At 68.9% G+C, this 5,925-nt stretch carries 7 protein-coding genes; 3 read left to right on the top strand and 4 right to left on the bottom strand.

Annotated elements, in window-relative coordinates; translation table 11 throughout:
- Positions 1-62: 62 nt before the first annotated feature.
- Together AB0M65_RS39910 and AB0M65_RS39905 are read right to left on the bottom strand one after the other, a co-directional pair.
- The gene (locus AB0M65_RS39910) at positions 63-554 is read right to left on the bottom strand and encodes an anthrone oxygenase family protein (protein WP_364040537.1); all 492 of its coding nucleotides are present in this window, start codon (positions 552-554) and stop codon (positions 63-65) included.
- A 32-nt stretch (positions 555-586) separates the two neighbouring features.
- Positions 587-1,414: an NmrA family transcriptional regulator gene (locus AB0M65_RS39905; RefSeq protein WP_364040534.1), complete on the bottom strand. Its 828-nt coding sequence runs from the start codon at positions 1,412-1,414 to the stop codon at positions 587-589.
- Positions 1,415-1,494: 80 nt separating this feature from the next.
- Between AB0M65_RS39905 and AB0M65_RS39900 the strand changes: the two genes are divergently transcribed.
- Entirely contained in the window at positions 1,495-2,433 is a 939-nt protein-coding gene (locus AB0M65_RS39900) for an AraC family transcriptional regulator (RefSeq protein WP_364040531.1), read from the top strand.
- Here the strand turns inward: AB0M65_RS39900 and AB0M65_RS39895 are convergent.
- The gene (locus AB0M65_RS39895; protein WP_364040528.1) at positions 2,412-3,365 is read right to left on the bottom strand and encodes a WYL domain-containing protein; all 954 of its coding nucleotides are present in this window, start codon (positions 3,363-3,365) and stop codon (positions 2,412-2,414) included. The genes AB0M65_RS39900 and AB0M65_RS39895 overlap by 22 nt on opposite strands.
- Before the next feature lie 98 nt (positions 3,366-3,463).
- On the opposite strand from AB0M65_RS39895, the gene AB0M65_RS39890 reads away from it, so the two are divergent.
- Positions 3,464-3,589 (top strand): hypothetical protein, encoded by a 126-nt coding sequence (locus AB0M65_RS39890; protein ID WP_364040525.1) that lies wholly within the window; start codon positions 3,464-3,466, stop codon positions 3,587-3,589.
- 5 nt (positions 3,590-3,594) lie between these two features.
- Here AB0M65_RS39890 and AB0M65_RS39885 read toward each other — a convergent pair whose 3' ends face one another.
- The gene (locus AB0M65_RS39885; RefSeq protein WP_364040522.1) at positions 3,595-4,398 is read right to left on the bottom strand and encodes a pentapeptide repeat-containing protein; all 804 of its coding nucleotides are present in this window, start codon (positions 4,396-4,398) and stop codon (positions 3,595-3,597) included.
- Between the two features lie 272 nt (positions 4,399-4,670).
- On the opposite strand from AB0M65_RS39885, the gene AB0M65_RS39880 reads away from it, so the two are divergent.
- On the top strand, positions 4,671-5,852 hold the full coding sequence (locus AB0M65_RS39880; RefSeq protein ID WP_364040519.1) for a S8 family peptidase: 1,182 nt from the start codon (positions 4,671-4,673) through the stop codon (positions 5,850-5,852).
- Positions 5,853-5,925: the final 73 nt, after the last annotated feature.

The raw sequence follows: 5,925 nt of genomic DNA, 5'->3' as shown, positions 1-5,925 counted from the left end.
GGTCCCCATAGGACGAAATTTGTCCTATGGGGACCCCTCATGACGCGTGTGGAGGCGACCGGTCAGGCGCGGGCGTGCACGATCAGCCCCGCCACCAGAGCCCCGAAGCCGCCGATCCCGGCAACCGTCCGCACCAGGTTCCACCGTTCCCAGACACCCTCGAACTTCGCCCGCAGCGCCTCGAAGTCGGTGTTGTCGCCGTCGAACCCGGCTTCGAGCGCGTTGTTCAGCGGCACGTTCACCGCCATCGTCACGATCACCATCACCAGCAGCAGGACGAATCCCGCGATGATCCACGGCAGCGCGGACCGCAGCTCGGACCGGAAGTGCAGCCCCGCCGCCACCGCGGCGAGCAGCGGCGCCCCGCCGAAGCTCAACGCGAACCAGCCGTTGAGGATCGCGATGTTGATTTCCCGCATCCCGGTCACATAGGTCCGGGCGTCGGCCCGTGCCAGTCCCGGCATGACCGAGCAGGTGTAGGCGTAGAACAACCCCGCGATCAACCCCGCCGCGACCACGGCCGCGATCAGGACGATCTCGCTCAGCGTCGACATCCCTGTCGCCTCCCTTCCAATTCCCGCTCGTTTCATCGATTCCAGACCCCAGTCGCCGCTGCCTTCGCGGCGTACTCGGAGAAGTCCCTCGCGGGCCTGCCCAGCACCTTCTCGACGTCACCGGTCAGTGATTCGTTCCGGCCGTCGAGGACGCGGGTGAACAGGTCGGTCAGGCCCTCGATCTCCTCCTCGGGCACGCCCTGTTCGGCCGCGCCCGCCGCGAACTCGGCCGCGGAAACCGGAACATACTGGACAACCCGCCCCGCGACCTTGCTGATTTCCTCGGCGGCGTCGGTGAAGCTCAGCAGCCGGGGCCCGGTCAGCTCGTAGATCAGCCCGTCGTGGCCATCGGTGGTGAGCGCCGTCACCACGACGTCGACGATGTCCTCGACGTCGATGAACGGCTCGGTGACGTGCCCGGCCGGCAGCACGATCTCGCCGGCGAGCACCGGTTCCAGCAGGAAGTGCTCGCTGAAGTTCTGCGCGAACCAGCTGGCCCGCACGACCGTCCACTCGGCACCGGAGTCACGCACACCCTGCTCGCTGACCACGGCTTCCTCCTCGCCGCGACCGGACAGCAGGACCAGCCGCCGGACACCGTGCTCCACGGCAAGCTTCGAGAAGTCGCGGATCGCCTCGGCGGCGCCGGGGAAGGCGAGGTCGGGGTAATAGGTCAGGTACGCCGCGCTGATGCCGGTGACGGCCGCTGTCCAGGTCGACCGGTCGTCCCAGTCGAAGCCGGGCCGGGAGGCCTTCCGGACCTCGATCCCCTGTCCGGTCAGCCGCTGCGCCACCCGGCGCCCGGTCTTGCCCGTCGCACCGAGGACCAGGACCGTCTCGTTGTTCTTCGTGTTTGTCATACCCTTAGTCAAGCGCCTCAGGATGAGACGGAACATAGCTGAAAGGCTCTGTTCCATGTTTCATCGTCTACACTTGCCGGATGGATCCCCTCGCCGGTCTGCTCGACGGACCCCGCGCCCGCGGCGCGTTCCTGCTGAAGTCGGTCATGACGCCGCCGTGGTCGCTGCGCATCGAGGACGAGGCGCCGCTGACGGTGATGGCCCAGGTGCGGGGCGAGTCGTGGGTCGTGCCCGATCACGGTGACGCCGTCCACTTGGGGACCGGTGACATCGCCATCGCCCGCGGACCCGACCCGTATCTCGTCGCGGACGACCCGGCCACACCGCCGCAGGCGATGATCATGCCGGGCCAGGAATGCCTGACACCGGAAGGGAAACACCTCACCGAGCTGTCCGACCTCGGCGTCCGCACCTGGGGCGGTGACCCGGCGGGTCCCGTCGTGCTGCTCACCGGCACCTACCCGCTGGAAGGCGAGATCAGCAAGCGGCTTCTCAACGCGCTGCCGTCGCTGCTGGTCGTCCGGGACGAGGACTGGGAGAACCCGCTCGTGCCGCTGCTCGCCGGGGAGATCGTCAAAGACTCGCCCGGCCAGGAGGCCGTGCTGGACCGGTTGCTCGACCTGCTGCTGGTCGCCGCGCTGCGCACCTGGTTCGACCGGCCCGGCACCGACGCGCCCACCTGGTACCGCGCGCATAGCGACCCCGTCGTCGGGCGTGCACTGAAACTGTTGCAGCACAGGCCTTCCGAACCGTGGACGGTGGCGAGCCTCGCGGCCGACACCGGTGTTTCGCGGGCCGCCTTCGCGCGGCGGTTCACCTCGGCCGTCGGCGAGCCGCCGATGTCCTACCTCGCGAGCTGGCGGATCGCCCTCGCGGCGGATCTGCTGCGCCAGCAACCGGACGTCACGATCGGCGCGGTCGCCCGGCAGGTCGGCTACGGCAGTTCGTTCGCGCTCAGCACCGCGTTCAAACGCGAGCACGGCGTCAGCCCGCAGGGCTACCGCACCGGGGTCGCGTAACGCTCGACCAGTTCCGCGCCGATCCGCGCGAGCTCGTCCTGGACCGAGGTCGGGCCCAGCACCTCGATCATCGAACCCCAGCCTGCCAGCTGCTGAGCGATCATCCACGCCACCGGCGCCGACACGGTGACACGGACACGTCCGTCGTCGAGTGTCTCCTCCACGACGGACTGCCGTCCGAAGTGGTCCTGCAGGATCGGCAGGTGCCGCTCGGCGATGAGCACGGTGGCGTCGAGTCCGGAGCGACGCCGCTCCACCTCGTCGACCACCTGCTCCCACGCCCGCGACAGCTCGAAGTCGTCCGGCCGCTCGGCGGGCAGGTCACTCACCTCCGCGTCGGACATGCGGTCCACACGGAAGGTCCGTCTGCCCTTCTCGGTGCCCGCGATGAGATACCAGAGGTCGTCCTTGTCCACGAGCCCCCACGGATCCACGATCCGCTCGACCGGTTCGGCGCCTTTCTTCGCGTAGCCGAAGCGGACTTTGCGGCGGCGAACGATGCCTGCCTGCAGCACGGTCAGCGGTCCGGGCCGTTCCTTCTCCCGCTCGCCCCAGCGGGACGGGTCGATGACGACCGCGTCCGCCGCGGCCTGCGCGTCGGCGCGGAAGGTGTCCGGCAGCGCGCGGACCAGTTTCCGCAGCGCTGATTTGACCTCAGGCGATACCGACGCGGCGGGTCCCGCGAGCAGGAACAACGCCTGCGCCTCGGTTGCCGACAGTCCACTCAGGTCGGTCCGGGCACCACCGACCAGCGACCACCCGCCGCCCCGGCCCGGCTGCGGATACACCGGCACACCCGCTGAGGACAGGGCTTCGAGGTCGCGGCGGGCCGTGGCGACGGAGATCTCGAGTTCGCCGGCCAGTTCGGAGGCCGTGACACGGCCGCGGGCCTGCATCAGCAGGAGGGTGGCCACCAGGCGATCGGCACGCATACGCGTCAGTCTGGCAGGCAAACCGCTCACCCGATGCGCACTTTGGGCACTCCCACCCCCGGGATGCCTGACGCCGTACCGGCCTATACGTCGCCACGGTGACCGCCGCCGGCCCGGTCGCGAAGGGGACACCGTTCGACCCCGACGACATCGCCGAGCACTACTGGCGCCTGCACACCCAACCACGCGACGACTGGGCGCAGGAGATCGTCCACACAGGATGAAAGGACTACCAGTGCGCGGGATGGGACAACGATTCCGGGAGCTTCGTCGTCGCGTCGCCCTTCGCCGCGTCCAGCTGTGACTGGATGAGGAAGAGGGCATCGCGGAAGTCCGTGCCCCGGATGTCGGCGTTGCGCAGATCGGCTCCGATGACGTCGGCCCGGCGTAGATCGGCGTCCCGCAGGTCCGCCCCGATCAGGTACGCCCCGCGCAGCAGCGCACCCCGCAGGTTCGCGCCTTTGAGCTTCGCACCGATGAGGTCGGCGCCGCGCCGGTCCTTCTTCTTACCCGGCACCTCGGCGCGGGCGAGTTCGCTCGCACGCAGGAGCAGGCCGTTCACAGCGCCTCGGTGCTCGTGGACGGCCAGCTTCCGGATCACCTCGGGCTTCTCCAGGGTCATCCCCTCGGTCCGGTCGATCATCCCGGTCAGGTTTGCGTGGATCGGCGCGGACGTCGGCAGCGCGGCCGCCTCGGTGAGGTAGTAGAGCAGTTCGTGCAGATCCCGCATGACCGGGAAGACCGCGAACATCGACTTCGCCGTCTTCGGGGTCTTTCGCCAGTCGTCGCCGTCGAAGGTGACCTGTGAGACCTTCTGGCCCGCGCCGAAGCAGTCGTAGACCGTGCACCCCGTGAAGCCCTTTGTGCGGAGCTTGTCGTGGATGCCGCACCGGGAGTCCTCGCCCAGGTTCGGGCACGCCTGGCCCGCCGGTTTGGTGATCGCGAAATCGGCTGACGCCGCGAACGCCGGGACGACGCAGCACAGGCCGAAACAGTTTCCGCAGTCGGCTCGCAGGCTCGAAGTGGCTGGCACGGGATTCGGGCTCCAGATGATCGGCAGATGTTCCCTTCACAGGGTACGGAGGGGCAGGAGAGCACTTTCCGTGCAGGGCACCCCGCCGCTAATGGCCGCCAGACGAAGGTCGGGGCCTGCCCCATTCGGTCGATATCGGACATGTCAAACGCTCAATAACCTCGATCTTCGTGGGATCCGGCAGGCGCCGTCCCATGCGGTCGAGCTGGACCGCCTTACCGCTGCTGTGGTCTTGACCGGCCGGTCCCCCCTGCGAATGACAGGACGAAAGCATGCGAGAGACGAGACAAGCGCGTTGGCTGACCGGTGCTGGATTGGCGAGCGCGGTCGCGGTGGCGATTACCGTGACCGCCGCTCCCGCCCAGGCCGCCGAGGGCACGATCCTCGCCGCGGGATCAGCCGAAGCGATTCCGAACAGCTACATCGTCACGCTGAAGGACACCGGCGTCGTGGGCGCGCTGGCGGACCGGTTCGGCGCGAAGGTGGAGCAGGTCTACAGCACGTCGCTCAAGGGCTTCTCCGCGTCGCTGTCGGAGCGGCAGGCCAAACGGCTCGCCGCCGACCCGTCGGTCGTGTCCGTCGAGCAGAACCAGGTCGTCCGCGCCGACGCGACGCAGGTCAACCCGCCGTCCTGGGGTCTCGACCGCGTCGATCAGCGCAACCTCCCGCTCGACCAGCGCTACAGCTACACCTCGACCGGCGCCGGTGTGAACGTCTACGTCATCGACACCGGTGTGCGGATCAGCCACCAGACCTTCGGCGGCCGCGCCCGCAACGGCTACGACTTCGTCGACAACGACGCCGTCGCCCAGGACGGCAACGGCCACGGCACCCACGTCGCGGGCACGATCGCCGGTTCGCAGTACGGCATCGCCAAGGGCGCCACCGTCTACGGCGTCCGCGTGCTCAACAACTCCGGCTCCGGCACCACCGCCGGTGTCATCGCGGGCATCGACTGGGTCACCAAGAACCACGTCAAGCCCGCCGCGGCCAACATGAGCCTCGGTGGCGGCGCCTCCACCACCCTCGACGACGCCGTCCGCCGCTCCATCGCCGCGGGCGTCACCTACGGCGTGGCCGCCGGGAATTCCAACGCGAACGCCTCGGGCTTCTCCCCCGCCCGCGTGACCCAGGCGATCACCGTCGGCTCGACCACCAACACCGACGCGCGCTCCAGCTTCTCCAACTACGGCAGCCTCGTGGACATCTTCGCGCCGGGCACGAGCATCACGTCGTCGTGGAACACCAATGACACCGCGACCAACACCATCAGCGGCACCTCGATGGCGACCCCGCACGTGGTCGGCGTCGCGGCCCGCTTCCTGCAGAACAACAAGACCGCCACACCCGCCCAGGTGGCGACCGCGCTCATCAACGCGGCCACCCCGAACAAGGTGACCAACCCGGGCTCCGGTTCCCCGAACCGGCTCCTGTACTGGGCACCGACTGCCTGATCGACCCGTCGTGTGCGGGGTCGCACTCCCCAAGTACAGGAAGGCCCCCTTCCTTGCGCCAATTAGGCGCAAG

This window comes from Amycolatopsis sp. NPDC051071 (genome assembly GCF_040682875.1).
In the GTDB taxonomy this organism is placed as follows: Bacteria; Actinomycetota; Actinomycetes; order Mycobacteriales; family Pseudonocardiaceae; genus Amycolatopsis.
The sequence above is the reverse complement of the archived record's forward strand: the minus strand, read 5'-3'. Positions and strand labels throughout refer to the sequence as shown.

Excerpts from the sequence above, each read along its gene's own strand:
- AB0M65_RS39910 (WP_364040537.1), bottom strand. The coding sequence starts at position 554 with ATGTCGACGCTGAGCGAGATCGTCCTGATCGCGGCCGTGGTCGCGGCG.
- AB0M65_RS39905 (WP_364040534.1), bottom strand. The coding sequence starts at position 1,414 with ATGACAAACACGAAGAACAACGAGACGGTCCTGGTCCTCGGTGCGACG.
- AB0M65_RS39900 (WP_364040531.1), top strand. The coding sequence starts at position 1,495 with ATGGATCCCCTCGCCGGTCTGCTCGACGGACCCCGCGCCCGCGGCGCG.
- AB0M65_RS39895 (WP_364040528.1), bottom strand. The coding sequence starts at position 3,365 with ATGCGTGCCGATCGCCTGGTGGCCACCCTCCTGCTGATGCAGGCCCGC.
- AB0M65_RS39880 (WP_364040519.1), top strand. The coding sequence starts at position 4,671 with ATGCGAGAGACGAGACAAGCGCGTTGGCTGACCGGTGCTGGATTGGCG.